The following is a 17454-nucleotide window of genomic DNA, read 5'->3' as shown; positions in this document are numbered from 1 at the left end:
CAAAATGAAAAAAATAGTATTAACCAGTATGCTTGCGTTCTATTCAATCAACAGCTTTGCAATAGAGACCAATAGTTTATTACCTCAGGATTTAGCTACTAATATCAACCAACCTGCGGAAAATACCGATAATACAATTTTACCTAGCCAATCTGTCATTGGATTATCTCCCAGCAATGCTCCCAAGTATTCAACACAGACAAAAATGTTTGGTGAGCAGCTCTTTAAAGGTGCCTTTGCCAGTACAGCAGGTTCAACTTTTAATGACAGTTATGTACTCAACCCTGGCGATAATATTAATTTACGCCTATGGGGAGCTTACCAGTTCGCTGGGACATTAACAGTTGACCCTCAAGGAAATATTTTTATTCCAAATGTGGGTCCAGTAAAAGTTGCAGGCACAACCAATGGAGGTTTGCAGTCATTAATTGAACGTTACGTACGTAAAATCTATGTTGCAAATGTTGGGGTTTATGCAGCATTAGTACAGGCACAGCCTGTCAAGGTCATGGTTACAGGATTTGTCAATCAGCCTGGTTCCTATGGTGGTGTTGCCAATGACAGTGTATTGGCCTATCTGGATCGTGCTGGGGGGGTTGATGCTCAACGCGGCAGTTATGTTGATATTCGGATTATGCGGAATGGTCAGCTTAAACAGTATGTGAATTTATATGACTTTTTAATGGCAGGAAAATTGCAGTCATTTAGCTTTAAAGATGGTGATGTGATTGTGGTTGCGCCGCGAAGCCATACCTTTTCAGTTGGGGGAGAAGTGTTTAATGCCTACGATTTTGAGTTTAACGTGCCAGAAGTGACGATTGCACAGGCCTTGTCTGTGGCAAAATTGAAGCCTGGGGCAACCAATGTGAGTATCATGCGCCGTCAAGGAAGTGAATACCGTAGTGAATATTATCCGCTTTCTGCTGCAAATAATGTGGTGATTGAGGATGGTGACATTCTAACTGTTACGGCTGATCGTTATGCGGGAACGATTCAGGTGCGGATTGAGGGTGCACATAATGGTGCACATGCTGTTGTGTTGCCTTATGGTTCAAAACTCTCTGAAGTATTAAAACAAATCCAGCCAAATGTTCTTTCTGAAATAAAGGCTTTACAGCTCTTTCGTCCATCAGTTGCCAAGCGACAAAAGGAAATGCTGAATGTTTCTTTGGACAAGTTAGAGGAAGCGACTTTCTCAGTACGCTCCACCACTCAGGAAGAAGCCAATCTACGTGTTAAAGATGCTGAACTGGTTAAACAGTTTATTGCTAAAGCACGTCTAATTGAACCAAAAGGACAAGTGGTCTTAAATGCCAAAGACTTTGATGATGTTATTCTGGAAAATGGAGACATCTTAAATATTCCTGAAAAAACTTCCGTTATTATGATTCATGGAGAAGTCACTTTTCCAAATGGGGTGATCTGGCAACCTGATATGTCAGCCAAGTCTTATATTGAACAAGTGGGTGGCTATACTCAAAAATCGAATAAGTCCAAACTGGTGGTGATTCATCAAAATGGTGAGTCTGAGTTAGTAAGTAGTCGCTATAAGATTCAACAAGGAGACGAAGTTTTGGTTTTACCTAAAGTACAAACTAAGGGTGTTGAGTTAACACGTGGAATCACACAGATCCTCTATCAAATTGCGATAGCGGCTAAAGTAGCTTTAGATTTGTAAGACAAAATTTAATATCTATATAACATATTTTTGATATATACCTTAGAGAGATGGATATCATTAGCTATATAAGGTATTGAAATGTTTTATAAGGTATTTTGATTGATAGATTTAAAAGGTATAGTAATATTCAATAAAGTTTATTCAAATGATTTGAAAAACTAGGATAAATACTATTTATATTAAGTCCATTTAGTGTTGAATCAAAATTATTGATGGGGTTTTGGAAAGAGAGATAATTATGTTTACATTGCAGCGAAAGGTGAAAAAACTTATAAGAGATCCAAAAAAATTTTTTGAGGATTCTCGTTTAGTAAAAAATGTTATGCAAAATAACAAATTAATTTCTGCTCCAGAAAAGCCTACCCCTGCTGTAGCTTTGACTCAAAGGCTGAGCACAAATCATAATGGCGAACAAAAAATAAAAAGTATATCTGGAACGACATGGAATAAAAGATTAGGCAATATGCCGTATGAAGGGAAAATTGATTTTAAAAAACCTCTAGATAAACCAATAGGTATGATTGTTTGTATTTTTTATCCTAAAGGACTTTCCGAACAAAAAATTAATCTGTTATTTGATAAATTAGATCAATATGACGATTTTAGATACTTGGGAAAAGAAAGATTACACTATGTTACATATAACCCAAATATCCCAGGGAATGCTTTAGAAATATTTGAGAGAATGGATGTGGAATCACGTAAAAATATTTCTAACCTAAATCATATCATATTTATTGATGCACCTATGAGTATATGTGAGGCAATTAGAGGGTGTGGGCCGAATGGTCGTATTATTTATATTAATTACTTAAATACAGATATATTAAACCAAAATATATTAGATGTAGTTATTCAGATTTCAAATGAAGATAATAATTTAACGAAAAGCATGCCTAGATTAATACAAGTAAAAGAATTTGAATACTTAGCGCCTGCAATTAGAAAAATTGTGCAAGAAGGAGCACCTAAAGAAATTGATATGCTTATTCCAGTATTTGGTTGTAATCAATTTTATAGAGAGGAATTTATGTCATTTTTATATAATAAACAACATGGCATTATTTGGGTGAAAGAAACAAAATTTTCAAATTTTGAAAATATGCGTGAATTTTACAATATTTTTGCCGATAATATTATAGGATTAGCAATAAAAGAATCAGTTTTTTTAAGGTATCAAGATTATATAAATAACTCAAAGAAAGGCTTGGAGTTAGCTTTGTTTTTAGAGCGATCATTATCTGAAGGTTATAGTTTTGATATAAGAGAGGTAAGTGATAAATGAAATATTTTAATATTGTACATATTTCTTTAACACCTTTAGTTGCCGCTCCTGGTAAAATGGCTAAATTACAGCGAGAGTTTGGGCATAATGCATGTTGTATAGTTTTGAATGATTATCCTTCAAAAGGACCCTTAGCAAATAAATTTCTTGATGACTCAATTCTATTTACTAAGGAAATGACACCTTTCATAGAAAACTCCATAAGACAAGCAGATATAATACATATACACAATAATTGTCCTATTGATAAGGCACAATTAATTAATAGATTAAATCAAAAAACTAAGTTTATTTATCATGTACATTCTCCCTTAAGAGAGGGGCCATTATTTTTAGATAGAACTCAAGATATGGGAATAGTTTTTGATGATTTTTTAGTGGTAGGGCAACATTGGCCAAAATTATATCCAAATTATAAGCCAGTACCTAATATTATATTTCATACCCCAAGTATCAATTTAAGACAAAAAGGTGAGAAATTAAGGATTGCATATAGTCCTACACATCAGCATATTGGAAAATGGACAAGTAAACATTGTCAAGAGCTTAATGATACTATTAATAGCTTATCTAGCCTTGGATTAATTGAGTTAATAAGACCAGAGTCACCTGTACATCCGAATACATTGATGTATATGCGTAGATATTGTCATTTAACAATAGATGAGATTGCTACAGGAGGGTATCATCAAGTTTCTTTAGAAGGACTGTGTGCAGGAAATATAGTAATTAATGGTGCTGATTATTTTGGTAAAAAAGTGTTAGCAAATTTTTGTGAAAATGTTGATCCACCATTTATTCATGCCCATTCTTCAAACATAGCTGAAGTAATTACACGATTTGTACAATCTGAGGAATTAACCCGTGAATGGCAAACTAAATCTTTAGAGTATTTTCAAAAATATCTATTACCCTCACGATTAATTCATATCTATAATGCAATTTATGAGAAACTATATGAAAATTAATAGTTTATATAATAAAGAAGTTGGAAAAAGAGCTTTTATTTTAGCAAATGGCCCTTCTGTACTTAATCAAGATTTGAGCAAATTACGTAACGAATTAGTAATTGGAATGAATGCATCTATATTGTTAGATGAGAAATTCAAATTTTTCTCTAAATACTATGTAATCTCTGATCATAGATTTATGACCCATCCTATAAAAAAAGATTTAGGGACAAAAAAATTAAATAAGAATACAACTAGAATATTAAGAAAAGAACTAGAAGAGTTAGATATGAAGTCTCTAAACTCTAGGACATGTTATATTCAAGCAATAGGGAAAAATGGATTTTCTGAAAATTTAAAATCTGGCTATTTTTTTGGCTGTACAACTACTATGCTAGCTATTCAGTTGGCATATTATTTGGGGTGTACTGAAGTATATCTTTTGGGTTGTGATTTAAGATATTCAACGGAAACTCCACGATTTTATGAGGAAGAGAACCCACAGTTGGAAGACTCATTCACTAGTGTGCAAATATACAATATAGCAAATGCTTCAGTAAAGTTCGAACAGAATGGGAAGAAATTATTTAATTGTAGTCCTATATCCTATTTATTACCATATTTACCTTATTGTGAATATGATAGTTTATTTAAGGGAGTATAGACACCATGAATAATAAGGCCTTGAAAAAATTAAGAAAATTAATAAGAGTTTATCCAGAATTGTATAGTAATTCGGATATTAGAGAAGTCTTTTTAAAAAAACTTAGTTATTTTGGTTACTTATCAATTAAAATAATAGATAGCAAGTTTTATATGTTTTCAAATGGGGATGATCCTATCGTTCAAGAAATATTTTGGTTTGGAGTAGATACTTATGAGAATACTTCATTGAAAATTTGGTCAATTTTAGCCAAGCAAAGTAAAAATATGATTGATGTTGGGGCTTATAGTGGAATTTATTCTCTTGCTGCGGCTTCAAATAATAGAAAATGTAAAATATATGCTTTTGAGGCTTTGGATAGAATATACTATCGTCTATTGTTAAATAAGATGGTAAATAAGTTTGCTAATATAAATACATATAATTTAGCAATCTCAGAAAACAAAAATATAAAGGATTTATATGTTTATTCTGGTGAAACAATATTGGTAACAGGTTCATCCGTAATAGATTTAAACTTAGATAGGGATATTTATGAAGTAAAAAAAGTTAATAGTATTTCTTTAGACTTATTTGTGAATGAAAAAAACATTAATAGAGTTGATGCAATTAAGATAGATGTAGAGGGAGCAGAAAATTCTGTACTTCAAGGTGCAAAGGAGATAATATTAAACTACTCTCCTGATATTATAGTTGAGATTTTGCCATTTTCACTAATTGATAATACTCATTATATATTCTCTGAATTAGGTTATAATTCATATATAATTGATGAAGAAAATTGTAAAATAATAAGAGAAGAGTTTTTAACTAGAAGTGATGGTATTAAAAATTTAAACAGATTTTTAACATTGCGCTCTGAAAAAGAGTTAATTGATATTTTTGGTAAAGATTTTTTATTTTAATCTATTTTTAAGATTTAGTAAGGAATATTTTTTATGAATATAAGGTTACATTTTTTTATTCTTAAAGTAAAATATACGATACAATTTTTTAATATCAGGAGTTCTTGATTTATGAATATTTTGCAAACATATCATCAAACTTATTTAGCTATCTCTTTAAATGATTTTTCATTATTACAGTTGAATGAATATGATAATATAAAGGAAAGTCAAGCCATTATTCAAATAGAAAATATAAATATGAAATGGGCTCTTTTTTTTACTTATAAAAATAATAAATTTTATATTAAAAATATTTATAATGATAAATATATTAATTTTACACATACTTTTACAGAAAATATATTACAAATAAAAGAAAATGAAAATAATCTTTTTATCATTATACAAAATAAGAAAAATTTGTGTGCTAGGCCAAAAAATGACAATCAATATTTTATTTTTAAAGATGTTTTGGGTGAATGGGAGTCTTTTATAAAAGTCCAAATCTAAGAATTGGTTTATTTTATATTAATATACTAATAGATAAAGATTGTTTGATTACTACAATCTTTATCTTGAGAGTTTAGGTTTCTAAACGTAAAGGCTCATTTTCAAAAAAAAGTATGGTAGCTTCTATTGTATTTTTAAAAAGTGAATTAACTGTATGGCCTGACCACTCTTCTTTGCGAAGAATTAAAAGACAATTACTTTCTATTAATGCTTTAATAAGATATTCAGCTCCTTTTTTATCAGCTGGATAACTGCCATATTCTAGATAAATAGCAGGTTTATATTCCGATCTAACGGCTAAAACATCTAAATCAACCCATTGAGTACCCATTTCTCTAATATGCCTTTCCCAATTTTGGTATTGGTGCATTTGAGCTGCCTTAAAAGTAACTTGAGGATTCGCTACGATAGCAGCTCTAGCTTTAGTATAAAAAGCAAAATATATAGCTGCATAGCCTCCCATAGATACTCCAAGCATATATGTATAGTAAGGTTCGATGTTCATTAAATTTTGGTAATAATTAATTACTTTTTTAACACTATCTCTCATTTTTTTTCATCAGTGCCTAAAAAATAATGAAAAGAATCATCTTTGAGAAATAAATAACTTGTTTCTTCCCAATTTTCGTTTTCATCCCAAAACCATGAATATCTATCATAGCGATCTTTTCCCATGCTGCTAAAGAAAACTAAAAGCCTCTTTGCTTTTTTTGCTGGAAAAAATATCCCATCTATACCAAGCATGGAAATTCCATACTTTTCACGAACATAATTTCTATCCCACTTCATTTTACTTTAAACCTAACATAAATTTATATAAGAAAATTATTTCGAATTTTGATGATGAAATCAATAAAAAAATTAATTGGATTTGTTATTAATTTTTTTATTTTTCTATAAAAACGATTACGTCTGTTAAAAATTGAAAGATTTTCAATTTTTATTTTTAAATCATTTAATTTTAATTGTTTTACTGCAAGATCGTGGGGAGGGAGAGCAGTTGTTCTTAGATTTAAAAAATCATGAAAGAAATTTATGAATAATATATTTATTTTTTTTACTTCTTCTTTTTCAAAATACTCTTTATTTTTTAAAGTATTTAAAATCATTTCCGAAAATAGTTCAATATTCCATGGTTTAATTACTATAATTTTGTCATTATCAAAATATTCAGTTATACCGATATGAGACCAAGTAATTACTTTTGCCTGACATGCAATTGCTTCTAGAGATACCATAGAATAAATATCAAAAATACTAGGGACAATCAATATTTTGGTTCTTGCTAAAATTTCAAACTTTTCTTCTACAGTATTATGATATTTAACACTAAAAATTGGAGACTTATAAGATTTATCACTTGTTAGAATGGTTATCTTAAAAGGTAGTTTTTTTTGTATTTTTTTTAAGAAATTTATTCCTTTTAGATCTTGAAACCTTCCTAAGAATAAAACAGGAATGTTTTTATTATCAAAAGAGTATTCTGGTATAAAAGAAAGATCTAATGGATTAGGATATATAAGGATGCTTCTTTTTACCTTATAAAAATCAGAGGTAAATTCCCAACCTAAATAGCTAGGTGAACTTACCCATTTTGCTTTTGTTATTGCTTCTTTCTCAGCAAAATATTCCTCTTTTTTATAATATTGATTTTGAATAAACTTTCCTAAAGTTTTGCCACAATGAATTCTTATATGTACTTTTGTATAGTCTTCTAAGAAGCGAGAAGTAGCCATGGATTCTGGAAATTCTACACAGAAATAATCCATTTTTTTTAATAAACTTGCTACTCTTAAACTAAATTCATAGATAGATTCTGTATCCTTTATTTGAATAATATCTACTTTAATAATCAAGTTTTCTTCTAAAATTTTTTTACTAGCTTTGATATAGTTGGTTACGCCACTATTAGATGAGTTAAATGGATCTATATATATATATTGAGATTTAAATGTATATTTTTTCATAGATTATCTTGCATTAGATCATATACTCATTTATTGTAATACAATTGTATTTGCTTAGTTATAAGTCAATTATTATATAATAATTGACTCATAACTTACAAAATAATTATATGTTTGAGTCTAAATTATAGTTGATAATAAAGTTTATATAGTATCAAGTTTTTTGAATCCTTTAATCAAAGTATCCAATTCTTTTAATTGCGCCAAGAATGGCTCAAGCTGTGATAAACGCAAGGCACATGGTCCATCGCATTTTGCATGTTCAGGGTCTGGATGTGCTTCAAGAAATAATCCTGCCAAGCCCGTTGCCATACCTGAACGCGCTAAAGTCGTGATTTGGGCACGGCGACCACCAGCGGAATCAGCACGTCCACCTGGTGTTTGCAAAGCGTGGGTCACATCAAAAAATACGGGCACGTTCATTTCTTTCATGATGTCAAAGCCCAGCATATCAACCACAAGGTTGTTATAGCCAAATGCTGAACCACGTTCACAAAGGATAAGTTTGTCATTTCCCGCTTCCAGACACTTATGCAGGATATGGCGCATTTCATGTGGGGCAAGAAACTGTGCTTTTTTGATATTGATAATGGCTTGGGTTTTTGCCATTGCCTCAACCAGATCAGTCTGGCGACTGAGGAATGCGGGAAGCTGAATAATGTCGGCAACTTCGGCAACAGGTGCTGCCTGATAGGGTTCATGGACATCAGTAATGATTGGGACATTAAACTGTTTTTTAATCTCCCCCAGCCATTCGATGCCTTTTTCCAGACCAGGCCCACGAAACGAGTTCAGGCTGGAACGGTTGGCCTTGTCAAAACTCGCTTTAAACACATAGGGAATGTTTAATCGTTTACAGATATCAATATAAGTTTCAGCAATCTCAAAAGCTAAATCTTTTGATTCAAGTACATTCATTCCGCCAAATAATACAAATGGCAAATGATTTGCCATTTGTATATCGCCTAAACGTACAACTTCTTGTGGCTTTAAATGCGGCATATTTTTCCCTATATAGTACAAAAAGATTATGAAAATTAAATGTATACAGCTAAATTTAGATCAAAAAGGTTTTGAAATGATCATTAACACTACTTTTTTAATCTAAAAACTCGTTTAAAAAGTTTTCGTAAACTCCTTTGGATTTTAAAATAATATCACAAATTTCTCTTACAGCCCCCCGTCCGCCAAACGCCTGAGTAATAAGATCTGCCCGATTGCGGACTTCTTCGTGTCCGTTGGGAACGGTGACTCTAACACCAGCTATCTTAAAAGCTGAAAGATCTGGCCAGTCATCTCCCATATAAAGACAGCTTTCAGGAAGTATATTTAATATCTTACATGCTTCAGATAAAGCACGGCCTTTATCCTCTCTTCCCTGATAAACAAGGTCGACCCCCAGATCAGACATGCGTTTCTCAACGATATGGCTTTGGCGTCCTGTAATAATGATCACTTTGAGTCCAGCTTTCTGAACAAGTTTCATACCTAGGCCATCACGAATATCAAATGACTTTATTTCATCCCCATTATTAGTAAATGTAACAAACCCATCACTTAAAATACCATCTACATCAAAGACCAGCGCCTGAATATCTTGAGCTTTTGTCGTAAAAGAGAGTAAACCCATTATGCAATACCTGCTTGCATTAAAAGATGCATATCTAAAATCCCGATAACTTGATTACAGTCATTGGTAATAATACAGTGATTTATTTTTTTACTTTGTAATTGCTCTAATGCATCAACAGCGCGAGCATCTTTAAGAATTGTAAGAGGTGATTTAGACATTAAGTCTGAAATAGGTGTCGAGATATCAAAGGTTGGATTTTTTTCAATTAATCTTCTAAGGTCACCATCAGTGAAAACACCTAATAAAATATTATTTTGGTCTACAATGGTTGTCAAACCTAAACGTTTGGTATTAATCTCAAAAAGAGCATCACCTAAAGAGCTGTCAGAAAAAACTTTGGGAATATTATTTTCTTTTGCCATCAAGTTTTCCACTTTTAAAAGTAGTCGTTTTCCTAAAGCGCCAGCTGGATGAGATCGCGCAAAGTCATCAGAAGTAAAACCACGTGCCTCAAGTAAGGCTACAGCTAATGCATCACCCAGAGCTAATGTGGCTGTTGTGCTAGATGTGGGTGCTAAGCCGAGAGGGCAAGCTTCTTTTAGACCACCTAAAGTAAGGGCTACATCTGCATATTTGGGCATAGTGCCCAGATTATTTCCTGTAATTGTAATCAATGGGACTTTTAAATGTTTAATTAAAGGCATTAGCATCATTATTTCATCACTTTTGCCAGAATTTGATATGGCGATTAATATATCACCAGCAACTAACATGCCAAGATCACCATGACCTGCTTCACCTGGATGCATAAAAAATGAGGGTGTACCTGTGGAAGCAAAGGTTGCTGCCATTTTTCGACCAATATGCCCTGATTTACCTACCCCTGTAATCACCAGTCTGCCTTGGCAATTTAGAATTAAAGCACATGCTTTGACGAAACGATCATCTATTTGTGTCGCAAGATGAGCTAGACTTTGCTTTTCGATTTCTAAAGTTCTTAAAGCACTTTCTTTAAAATCAACCATATATTTGCTTGATGTATTCATTTGACCACCCTCTAAAGACTACTTATTCAAATTTTATAAGTAAAAATAGCTAAAAAGACAATGTATAGATTCTAAGAAAAATAATCCATGTTGGCAAAGATACAATAAATATAAACAAAATAAATTGGTTTACGTTTTAATTTCAATCCTAAACCATGTTTTTTAGCTCTAAATTCTTAACAATATTATTAGGCATATCATAATCAGTTGGAATGGTGCAGCTTCTCTAGTGGTATAATTCTAAGTGTAATTTAAAAATATAAGTATTTAAGTTGTTGATTTTTGTGAGTAATTAATGGAAAATATACCCTCTGGAATACGAAAGATATTATTTATAGATCAATTTTTGCTCAATCTAGATAAAAACACCTATGTAGGATGGGGACGAAAAAAAAGTTTTTTTCGAGCAAAAAAATTATCCAAAAAATATAATACTTCATGTATCTGCTTAGAGGATGGATTTATTCGATCACTGGGTTTAGGAAAACTGAATGTACCGCCTCTATCATTGGTGATGGATAGGGCTGGAATCTACTTTGATGCTTCTATGTGTTCTGATCTGGAAAAGCTAATTAATCAATCAGAACAAGTACAGCAGAATATTCGGGCAAGACATTTAATTGAAAAGATTCTTGAACTTAAAATAACCAAATATAATCAATACTTTATGCCTTTGGATGTTACTTTCTTTAATACTCAGAAAAATATCCTCATTGTAGACCAAACTTTTGGAGACCAATCGATTCAGTATGCTCTGGCATCGGAAGACTCTTTTCAGCAGATGCTGGAACATGCCTGTTCACATCATCCTGATGCTACGATTTGGATTAAAACTCATCCTGATGTGATTGTTGGAAAAGCAAAAGGACATTTTCCCTCATCATTGAATAATAATCATAGAATTCGCTTTATTTCAGAAAATTATAATCCAATCGAATTATGTCAGATGATGGCAGAGGTCTATGTAGTCAGTTCACAACTTGGCTTTGAAGCACTATTGTGTGGCAAGCCTGTTCACTGCTTTGGTATCCCTTGGTATGCAGGTTGGGGCTTAACTCAGGATCACATAACACTCCCTGATGCTGTTCTTAATCGCAGAGTTGAGCCGCGTTCTCTGGAGCATTTGTTTACATGTGCTTATTTAAAATATGCAAAGTATGTTTCTCCTGTGTCCCATCAATTATGTGAGTTGGAAGAAATACTGGATATTCTTGCACCAAATTTACAATTTCAACAACGATTGGTGCACCAGAATATTGTGGTTTATGGGTTTAGTCGTTGGAAACGTCAATTTATTGCTGATTATCTTGGATTTCCATCGATTAACTTAAGATTTATGCAGTGGCGAAAACCTAAAAAAAATCAGTATGTGGTTGCTTGGGGAAGAAAAGCAAAAACGTTAAAACAATCAGGTTATCCACATGTATGGACAGTTGAGGATGGCTTTTTGCGTTCTTTGGGGCTGGGTGCCAAGTTAATTCGTCCTTTTTCATTGGTTTTTGATGATTTAGGCATTTATTACGATGCGACAGCACCCTCACGATTAGAGGTTTTACTAAACCAGGTACAATTGACTGTGGAGCAGACAAAACGTATTCAATGGCTGATACAAGAAATTGTGCAACAGAAGTTGACGAAATATAATGTTGGTGAAGTTGTACCTACAAAACTTCCACAAATTGCTTTGAATAAAAAGGTATTATTGGTTATTGGACAGGTCGAAGATGATTTATCTGTACAATTTGGTGGGATTGATATTAAAACCAATGAAACCCTGATTAAAGAGGTAAGGGCAAACAATCCAGATGCTTATATTATTTATAAGCCTCATCCAGATGTGGAGACAGGGTTGCGTAAGGGTAAAGTTAGTCAGGACGTGATGAATGCACATATTGATCATATTGAAGCCAAGCTTTCCATTATAACACTGTTTGAATATGTTGTTGAAATTCACACAATAACCTCTTTATCGGGATTTGAAGCACTTTTGAGGGGGCTTAAAGTATACTGTTATGGAATTCCTTTTTATGCAGGGTGGGGATTGACCGTTGACCGTCATCATTGTCCAAGGCGGAACCGTAAGTTAATGTTAGAGGAGTTGGCGTATACCACCTTGATTGAGTATCCAACCTATAATTTGCCGCATACGCGAAAAATGCAAATTCCATTGGTGACACCAGAGCATGTATTACAACATATGCTTCATCTACAACAGGTGAGGTCTATGCAACCTACATATCGGGGATCATGGCTATTTACAAGGTTACGCCAGTTAAAAAATACAGTTTTAAGGTAGATGCATTGTCTAAATTTTTAGATGAATTATTAGCAGCTCATCGAGTTTTGCTGCTACAAGGTCCAGTTGGTCCTTTTTTTGCTGATTTAGCTGATTGGTTAATCTCTAAAGACGTTGAATGTTTTAAAGTTAATTTTAATGCTGGTGATTGGCGTTACTATGCTGCTCGGCCAAATATTTGGCACTATCGGGCCAAGGCGGACCAGTTTGATCAGTGGTTGACTGATAAAATCAAAGAAAATCAAATTGATGCAATTATTTGCTTTGGTGATTGCCGTTTTTATCATAAACAGGCTAAATTGGTTTCCCAGTCACTCAATAAAAAGTTTTATGTATTTGAAGAAGGCTATATTCGTCCTGATTACATTACTTTTGAGAAGAATGGGGTCAATAATTATTCCAGTTTTTCGCAGGATTTTTTAAGTCAGTCAGTAGTTGATAAACCAAAGAATAAGTTAACGAATAGTGACAATCAATATTCTCTTATGGTATGGAGTGGTTTCCAGTACTATTTATTCTGGACACTATTTTTCTGGTTATACCCTTTTTATTTACATCATCGTGGTTATGGGCCAGTGATGGAATGTTATTACTGGCTAATTTCAGCCATACGTAAAATCAAAAACTCCCTTATCGAACCTCCATCTTTTGAAAGCCTAATCGTTAAACAAGATCACAATTATTTTGTTTTTACTCTGCAGGTGCATAATGATTCCCAGGTTCGCATACATAGCCACTATCAGGATATCCGAGACTGTATTACTGAAGTGATTGATTCTTTCGCCGTTAATGCACATCCTGAGCATCACTTGGTTTTTAAACATCACCCCATGGATCGGGGTTATCGACATTATGGTCGTTTCATTCAGCGGCTGGCAAAAAAGCATGGCATTGAAGACCGTGTGCATTATTTTTGTGATGTGCATTTACCAACTTTGCTGAAGCATAGTTTGGGATTGGTTACGATTAACAGCACGACAGGTATTCAGGCGCTTTACCACCATATCCCAGTCAAAACTTTGGGGCAGTCCCTATATGATTTACCTCGGCTTACGGCCCAGATGGATTTAGACCAGTTTTGGCAGGCACCTCCTAAGCCAGATGAAGATTACTTTCATTTGTTTCGGGAAAGCCTGATTCAGGCTACGCAGCTCAATGGTGCGTATTACGGTAAGCACTTCTGGATGAAATAGCCAAAAGTAATTGTTTTATATTCCCATATCTAAATATAAGGACTCCTTGACTTCCTCCATCACCACATAACTATGTGATGAAGCTGAAGCAGGGAGTTTTTTTAATAAATCTCCAAGCAGTCGACGATAGGCACTCATTTCCTTAAGGCGTGCCTTGACCAGATAGTCAAACTCGCCTGAGATCAGGTGACACTCCAATACTTCTGGAATGTCCACTAAATCTCGTGCCACCTGATCAAAAACATCACCCGATTTGGCGGAAAGCTTGATCTCCAGAAACACTAGCAGGTTGCGGTCAACATGGGCAGGATTAAGTCGGGCATAATAGCCCATGATGATACCCTCGCGCTCCAGGCGCTTGACCCGTTCTGAACAGGGAGTGGTTGACAGGTTAACACGTGAGGCAAGTTCACTGATCGCGATGCGCCCTTCACGTTGCAGGATGTCTAAAATCAGGCGATCAATACGGTCCAGTTTACGCATAGAGTATTCCCTTTTATTTTAATTTTTTCGTGATGAAAATATGAAATTACCTGGATTATAGTCATAAAAATAGTGAAAAAAACTATTGATGCAAAAATATACTAGTTAAATAAACTAGTGTGGGCGCGAGGGAAGCATTATGCGCGTAATCGTTTTAGGAAGTGGCGTCATTGGTGTGGCAAGTGCCTATTATCTTGCACAGCAAGGTGCGCAGGTGACAGTGCTTGACCGTCAGTCAGGTCCTGCCAGGGAGACCAGTTTTGGCAATGCGGGCCAAATCTCCCCTGGATATTCAACTCCATGGGCAGCACCTGGTATCCCATTTAAGGCAGTCAAGTGGATGTTCCAGCATCATGCACCGTTGGCAATCAATATTGATGGCAGTATGTGGCAGTTGCAGTGGATGGCACAGATGCTAAAAAACTGTAATCCACACAGCTATGCGGTGAACAAGGAACGCATGATGCGTGTTGCGGAGTATAGCCGTGACTGTCTACGTGATTTAAGGGTACAAACGGGTATTCACTATGAAAACCGTTCTAAAGGGACGCTACAGGTTTTTCGTAGTGATGCGCAACTTGAGGCGGTACAACGCGACATTCAGGTATTGAAAGAATGTGGTGTGGATTTTAATTTACTCAATACCGAAGAGCTTGGCAGTGTTGAACCTGCACTGGCCCACACCGATAAACTGGTGGGTGGTTTACATTTGCCCAATGATGAAACAGGTGACTGTTATCTATTTACCAATGCTTTGGCAAAAGTTGCCCAAGACTTGGGTGTCGAGTTTAAGTTTGATCAAAATGTCGAGAAACTGATCGTTGAGGGGGATGAGGTCAAGGGGGTGATGGTCAATGGCGCTATCCTGACCGCAGACCGCTTTGTGCTGGCATTTGGCAGCTATTCACGTGATTTTCTTAAACCGCTGGAATTAAATTTGCCTGTTTATCCTGTTAAAGGCTATTCATTAACGATTCCCATTGTTGAACCAAAATTTGCCCCACAATCTACTGTGCTGGATGAAACCTACAAGGTTGCGATTACCCGTTTTGACCAGCGGATCCGTGTCGGTGGCATGGCAGAGTTAAGTGGCTTTAATCTGGGCTTGAATGATGACCGTCGTGCAACGTTGGAAATGGTCACCCAGGACCTGTTCCCAGGTGGAGACTTGAAGCAGGCATCATTCTGGACAGGTTTGCGTCCAATGACACCAGACAGCACACCGATCATTGGTGCAACCAAATACAAAAATCTGTTCCTGAATACGGGCCACGGTACTTTAGGCTGGACCATGGCATGTGGTTCAGGAAAACTGGTGAGTGATCTGGTACTGAATCATCATCCAGACATCAGTACTGATGGTCTGTCAATCCAGCGTTACTCACACGCGGCGTAATGCTTTTGTACAAGGAAGTTTAGTATGCCACGTCCAATTACCGCGGTGATCCATACCCAGGCACTGTGCCAAAATCTGGAGGTGATCAGGCAGTCTGTACCAGAGAGCAAGGTTTTTGCTGTGGTGAAAGCCAATGCCTATGGGCATGGTATTGAACGCGTTTATGAATCATTCAAGACAGCAGATGGTTTTGCCTTGCTCGATATTGATGAGGCAAAGCTTTTACGTGCCTTGGGCTGGACAGGACCCATCTTGCTGCTTGAGGGAATTTTCTCGCCTCAGGACCTGTTTGACTGTGCACAGTATCAATTGAGCTTTACTGTGCATAGTGAGCAGCAGGTGGTCTGGCTGGAGCAACATCAATATCCAGCCCAGTTTGATATTTTCCTGAAAATGAACAGTGGAATGAACCGATTAGGGTTTAAGCCACAGCAATACCGTGAAATCTGGCGGCAGTTGAGCCAGTCCGCCCATGTTGCCACGATCACCCATATGATGCATTTCTCGGATGCTGATGGAGACCGTTTTGGAGATCAGGGGATTGACTATCAACTGACGGAGTTTGAAACCACCATTCAGGGCTTGCCAGGTGAAAGGTCGGTTAGTAACAGTGCCGCCATCCTAAGATATCCGCATCAGATTCAGTCGGATTATGTTCGTGGTGGCATCATGCTGTATGGAAGCTCGCCAGACTATCCAGGACACAGCATACAGGACTGGGGACTTGCACCAACCATGAGTCTGCGCAGTGAGATCATTGCCATCCAGCGGTTGAATGCCAATGAAAGTGTGGGATATGGTTCAAGTTTTGTGGCGGGCCAAGCCATGACCATTGGCATTGTCGCATGCGGTTATGCGGATGGGTATCAGCGTATTTCACCAACAGGTACACCCGTGCTGGTCAATGGCATCCGTACCCAGACCATTGGCCGTGTCAGCATGGACATGCTGGCGGTTGACCTCACCCCAGTCACTGATGCTGAGGTGGGCAGTGAAGTGGTGCTATGGGGTAAATCCCGTACAGGAACAGTTCTCGCAATTGACGAGGTTGCGGCAGCATCAGGTACAGTGGGCTATGAGCTGATGTGTGGTGTCACTGCGCGTGTCACATTTATAAACCAGCAATAAAATAAGGACGTCATGATGTCAAATTCAGATATTCAGAAAATCAACACCACTGAAGTGATGAGTGCTGTAACGGTATTTAACAAGGTGGTGTATTTGTCAGGGCAGGTACCTAAGAATGCCGATTTGGATATTGAGGGGCAAACCCGAGAAGTACTGGCAACCATTGAGCAGCTTTTGGCTTTGGCAGATACCGATAAATCTCGTTTACTGTCGGCCCAGCTATTTTTAAAGGATCTTTCAGACTTTCCAATTGTGAATGCGATCTGGGTAGACTGGTTAAAGGGGCATGTTGCACCCTCGCGCGCCACAATCCAGGCTGATCTGGTCAATCCAAAATGGTTAATTGAGATTGCGGTCATTGCAGCGCAGAAATAATACAGTCATTTTAAAATTTG

18 protein-coding genes are annotated in these 17454 nt (G+C 35.8%); 11 read left to right on the top strand and 7 right to left on the bottom strand.

Annotation, left to right across the window (positions count from 1 at the left end):
• Positions 1 to 4 precede the first annotated feature (4 nt).
• From QLH32_RS10330 to QLH32_RS10305, 6 genes are all read left to right on the top strand, one after another.
• The gene (locus tag QLH32_RS10330; RefSeq protein ID WP_283266157.1) at positions 5 to 1678 is read left to right on the top strand and encodes a polysaccharide biosynthesis/export family protein; all 1674 of its coding nucleotides are present in this window, start codon (positions 5 to 7) and stop codon (positions 1676 to 1678) included.
• Positions 1679 to 1919: 241 nt separating this feature from the next.
• Positions 1920 to 2966 (top strand): hypothetical protein, encoded by a 1047-nt coding sequence (locus tag QLH32_RS10325; protein ID WP_283266156.1) that lies wholly within the window; start codon positions 1920 to 1922, stop codon positions 2964 to 2966.
• A complete protein-coding gene (locus tag QLH32_RS10320) occupies positions 2963 to 3934 on the top strand; it encodes a hypothetical protein (protein ID WP_283266155.1) in 972 nt (323 codons plus the stop codon). Before QLH32_RS10325 ends, QLH32_RS10320 begins: the two co-directional genes overlap by 4 nt.
• On the top strand, positions 3924 to 4580 hold the full coding sequence (locus tag QLH32_RS10315) for a 6-hydroxymethylpterin diphosphokinase MptE-like protein (protein ID WP_283266154.1): 657 nt from the start codon (positions 3924 to 3926) through the stop codon (positions 4578 to 4580). The genes QLH32_RS10320 and QLH32_RS10315 overlap by 11 nt, the downstream gene beginning before the upstream one ends.
• Positions 4581 to 4585: 5 nt before the next feature.
• Positions 4586 to 5485 carry an FkbM family methyltransferase gene (locus tag QLH32_RS10310; RefSeq protein ID WP_283266153.1) on the top strand — a complete coding sequence of 300 codons (900 nt, stop codon included), beginning with the start codon at positions 4586 to 4588 and terminating at the stop codon, positions 5483 to 5485.
• Between the two features lie 111 nt (positions 5486 to 5596).
• On the top strand, positions 5597 to 5977 hold the full coding sequence (locus tag QLH32_RS10305) for a hypothetical protein (RefSeq protein WP_283266152.1): 381 nt from the start codon (positions 5597 to 5599) through the stop codon (positions 5975 to 5977).
• Positions 5978 to 6050: 73 nt separating this feature from the next.
• On the opposite strand, the gene QLH32_RS10300 is transcribed toward QLH32_RS10305, so the two are convergent.
• The 6 genes from QLH32_RS10300 to QLH32_RS10275 all read right to left on the bottom strand — a co-directional run bounded on the left by QLH32_RS10300 (position 6051) and on the right by QLH32_RS10275 (position 10563).
• Positions 6051 to 6527 (bottom strand): YqiA/YcfP family alpha/beta fold hydrolase, encoded by a 477-nt coding sequence (locus tag QLH32_RS10300; RefSeq protein WP_283266151.1) that lies wholly within the window; start codon positions 6525 to 6527, stop codon positions 6051 to 6053.
• Positions 6524 to 6766 carry a hypothetical protein gene (locus QLH32_RS10295; protein ID WP_283266150.1) on the bottom strand — a complete coding sequence of 81 codons (243 nt, stop codon included), beginning with the start codon at positions 6764 to 6766 and terminating at the stop codon, positions 6524 to 6526. The genes QLH32_RS10300 and QLH32_RS10295 overlap by 4 nt, the downstream gene beginning before the upstream one ends.
• Before the next feature lie 23 nt (positions 6767 to 6789).
• On the bottom strand, positions 6790 to 7944 hold the full coding sequence (locus QLH32_RS10290) for a glycosyltransferase (RefSeq protein WP_283266149.1): 1155 nt from the start codon (positions 7942 to 7944) through the stop codon (positions 6790 to 6792).
• A gap of 144 nt (positions 7945 to 8088) precedes the next feature.
• Positions 8089 to 8946 carry a 3-deoxy-8-phosphooctulonate synthase gene (gene kdsA, locus QLH32_RS10285; protein WP_283266148.1) on the bottom strand — a complete coding sequence of 286 codons (858 nt, stop codon included), beginning with the start codon at positions 8944 to 8946 and terminating at the stop codon, positions 8089 to 8091.
• 97 nt (positions 8947 to 9043) lie between these two features.
• Complete coding sequence (locus tag QLH32_RS10280) at positions 9044 to 9574, bottom strand: KdsC family phosphatase (protein ID WP_279960386.1); 531 nt, start codon at positions 9572 to 9574, stop codon at positions 9044 to 9046.
• Positions 9574 to 10563: a KpsF/GutQ family sugar-phosphate isomerase gene (locus QLH32_RS10275; RefSeq protein WP_283266147.1), complete on the bottom strand. Its 990-nt coding sequence runs from the start codon at positions 10561 to 10563 to the stop codon at positions 9574 to 9576. The genes QLH32_RS10280 and QLH32_RS10275 overlap by 1 nt, the downstream gene beginning before the upstream one ends.
• 295 nt (positions 10564 to 10858) lie before the next feature.
• Here QLH32_RS10275 and QLH32_RS10270 point away from each other — a divergent pair, with 295 nt between their 5' ends.
• Together QLH32_RS10270 and QLH32_RS10265 are read left to right on the top strand one after the other, a co-directional pair.
• Positions 10859 to 12859, top strand: coding sequence for a capsule polysaccharide biogenesis protein (locus QLH32_RS10270; protein WP_283266146.1), 2001 nt, complete (start codon positions 10859 to 10861; stop codon positions 12857 to 12859).
• Complete coding sequence (locus QLH32_RS10265; protein WP_432442282.1) at positions 12811 to 14052, top strand: capsule polysaccharide biogenesis protein; 1242 nt, start codon at positions 12811 to 12813, stop codon at positions 14050 to 14052. Before QLH32_RS10270 ends, QLH32_RS10265 begins: the two co-directional genes overlap by 49 nt.
• A gap of 15 nt (positions 14053 to 14067) precedes the next feature.
• Here the strand turns inward: QLH32_RS10265 and QLH32_RS10260 are convergent, their stop codons facing one another.
• Positions 14068 to 14535 carry an Lrp/AsnC ligand binding domain-containing protein gene (locus tag QLH32_RS10260; RefSeq protein ID WP_279960383.1) on the bottom strand — a complete coding sequence of 156 codons (468 nt, stop codon included), beginning with the start codon at positions 14533 to 14535 and terminating at the stop codon, positions 14068 to 14070.
• Positions 14536 to 14674: 139 nt separating this feature from the next.
• Here QLH32_RS10260 and QLH32_RS10255 point away from each other — a divergent pair, with 139 nt between their 5' ends.
• From QLH32_RS10255 to QLH32_RS10245, 3 genes are read left to right on the top strand one after another with little or no spacing between them, the layout of a single operon-like run.
• Complete coding sequence (locus tag QLH32_RS10255) at positions 14675 to 15931, top strand: D-amino acid dehydrogenase (RefSeq protein WP_283266145.1); 1257 nt, start codon at positions 14675 to 14677, stop codon at positions 15929 to 15931.
• Between the two features lie 24 nt (positions 15932 to 15955).
• Entirely contained in the window at positions 15956 to 17059 is a 1104-nt protein-coding gene (gene alr / locus QLH32_RS10250) for an alanine racemase (RefSeq protein ID WP_283266144.1), read from the top strand.
• 15 nt (positions 17060 to 17074) lie between these two features.
• Positions 17075 to 17434, top strand: a complete 360-nt coding sequence (locus QLH32_RS10245; protein ID WP_283266143.1) for a RidA family protein — start codon at positions 17075 to 17077, stop codon at positions 17432 to 17434.
• Positions 17435 to 17454: the final 20 nt, after the last annotated feature.

The sequence above is a fragment of the Acinetobacter corruptisaponis genome, assembly GCF_030053775.1.
Classification (GTDB): domain Bacteria; phylum Pseudomonadota; class Gammaproteobacteria; order Pseudomonadales; family Moraxellaceae; genus Acinetobacter; species Acinetobacter corruptisaponis.
Note: the sequence above shows the minus strand (reverse complement) of the source record. Positions and strands in the feature narration are given on the sequence as shown.

What these genes read in the sequence shown, in the direction of transcription:
- QLH32_RS10330 (WP_283266157.1), top strand. Translation starts at nt 5, where the DNA reads ATGAAAAAAATAGTATTAACCAGTATGCTTGCGTTCTATTCAATCAAC.
- QLH32_RS10325 (WP_283266156.1), top strand. Translation starts at nt 1,920, where the DNA reads ATGTTTACATTGCAGCGAAAGGTGAAAAAACTTATAAGAGATCCAAAA.
- QLH32_RS10320 (WP_283266155.1), top strand. Translation starts at nt 2,963, where the DNA reads ATGAAATATTTTAATATTGTACATATTTCTTTAACACCTTTAGTTGCC.
- QLH32_RS10315 (WP_283266154.1), top strand. Translation starts at nt 3,924, where the DNA reads ATGAAAATTAATAGTTTATATAATAAAGAAGTTGGAAAAAGAGCTTTT.
- QLH32_RS10310 (WP_283266153.1), top strand. Translation starts at nt 4,586, where the DNA reads ATGAATAATAAGGCCTTGAAAAAATTAAGAAAATTAATAAGAGTTTAT.
- QLH32_RS10305 (WP_283266152.1), top strand. Translation starts at nt 5,597, where the DNA reads ATGAATATTTTGCAAACATATCATCAAACTTATTTAGCTATCTCTTTA.
- QLH32_RS10300 (WP_283266151.1), bottom strand. Translation starts at nt 6,527, where the DNA reads ATGAGAGATAGTGTTAAAAAAGTAATTAATTATTACCAAAATTTAATG.
- QLH32_RS10295 (WP_283266150.1), bottom strand. Translation starts at nt 6,766, where the DNA reads ATGAAGTGGGATAGAAATTATGTTCGTGAAAAGTATGGAATTTCCATG.
- QLH32_RS10290 (WP_283266149.1), bottom strand. Translation starts at nt 7,944, where the DNA reads ATGAAAAAATATACATTTAAATCTCAATATATATATATAGATCCATTT.
- kdsA (WP_283266148.1), bottom strand. Translation starts at nt 8,946, where the DNA reads ATGCCGCATTTAAAGCCACAAGAAGTTGTACGTTTAGGCGATATACAA.
- QLH32_RS10280 (WP_279960386.1), bottom strand. Translation starts at nt 9,574, where the DNA reads ATGGGTTTACTCTCTTTTACGACAAAAGCTCAAGATATTCAGGCGCTG.
- QLH32_RS10275 (WP_283266147.1), bottom strand. Translation starts at nt 10,563, where the DNA reads ATGAATACATCAAGCAAATATATGGTTGATTTTAAAGAAAGTGCTTTA.
- QLH32_RS10270 (WP_283266146.1), top strand. Translation starts at nt 10,859, where the DNA reads ATGGAAAATATACCCTCTGGAATACGAAAGATATTATTTATAGATCAA.
- QLH32_RS10265 (WP_432442282.1), top strand. Translation starts at nt 12,811, where the DNA reads ATGGCTATTTACAAGGTTACGCCAGTTAAAAAATACAGTTTTAAGGTA.
- QLH32_RS10260 (WP_279960383.1), bottom strand. Translation starts at nt 14,535, where the DNA reads ATGCGTAAACTGGACCGTATTGATCGCCTGATTTTAGACATCCTGCAA.
- QLH32_RS10255 (WP_283266145.1), top strand. Translation starts at nt 14,675, where the DNA reads ATGCGCGTAATCGTTTTAGGAAGTGGCGTCATTGGTGTGGCAAGTGCC.
- alr (WP_283266144.1), top strand. Translation starts at nt 15,956, where the DNA reads ATGCCACGTCCAATTACCGCGGTGATCCATACCCAGGCACTGTGCCAA.
- QLH32_RS10245 (WP_283266143.1), top strand. Translation starts at nt 17,075, where the DNA reads ATGTCAAATTCAGATATTCAGAAAATCAACACCACTGAAGTGATGAGT.